Source organism: Snodgrassella sp. CFCC 13594 (assembly GCF_001590725.1).
Taxonomy (GTDB): Bacteria; Pseudomonadota; Gammaproteobacteria; order Burkholderiales; family Neisseriaceae; genus Snodgrassella.
The window spans coordinates 1-835 of record NZ_LQXR01000067.1 but is presented as its reverse complement, the minus strand read 5'-3'; the positions used below and the strand labels follow the sequence as shown (position 1 = coordinate 835).

The window sequence follows — 835 nt, the reverse complement described above, 5'->3', positions numbered from 1 at the left end:
AACAATCCAAAGACCCAGCTCCAATACATCTGTCCAAGTCTTACGACCTGACCAACCCATTGCAAAACACCATAAAAGGGCTAAGCCAGCACAGACACCGACAATGGCATAAATGGCGGTACGGATTTGAGTCACAATATTGGTGGCATCCGATTCAAACCCTGCGGCCAAAGCCAATGGCGATAGACTGGCCAATAACATCAGAGCCACTGCTTTGCCCGTCATGGCAGGATTGAACTGGTACCGCTGTTTAACTACAGTTTTCATAAGACTATTTCCTTATAGAAATAAAAATGCCGCAAAAGCGGCAGACACAAAAAAGCCGCGTGAGCGGCTGGCACAAAAAAACCACCTATTGGTGGATATCTAGATACTGCTTCAGGATTAGAACTCTCTAAAAACATCCCAACCTGGGTAAATCCTTTCTGCTTTAGCGGGCTGTTCGGTGGTCACTTCATTCTGATTTGAAGCATTGTAAGTGGCCACGGCGGGTTGTAAGTAAGGTGTGGGATTAGACTTGGCTTTCGGTGCCCGTGATGGAGTGATGATAGATGAACGGCTATCAATTGCGGGTACGCGAAGCGTAGTGTTATCTGAATTTAGTGCAGCGCTATTGACCACTTTTTGAACATACGAAGGTTGGCCACCGAAGTCACGTGTAAACCCAAACCGAAAATTTCCGCTGTAATAACAGCTAAAGGATTTTTGTAATGCAGATTGAGTCATGCGTCCACCCTCAGCTCGGCTGAAGCAATCTGTCAGGATTTTGGCACCGGCAGCGATGTTTTTACACGGATCGAACACCGTTTCGTAGCTGAGTCCGTAATGCGCTAGG

Annotated in this window: 1 protein-coding gene and 1 pseudogene; both read right to left on the bottom strand. The window is 46.8% G+C overall.

Annotation, left to right across the window (positions count from 1 at the left end):
• Window positions 1-267: TrbC/VirB2 family protein (locus A2F46_RS11725; protein WP_231867800.1), on the bottom strand; the 267-nt coding region annotated here is incomplete at its 3' end.
• A 117-nt stretch (window positions 268-384) separates the two neighbouring features.
• Window positions 385-835, bottom strand: a pseudogene (locus A2F46_RS11720) (hypothetical protein); the annotation flags it as partial.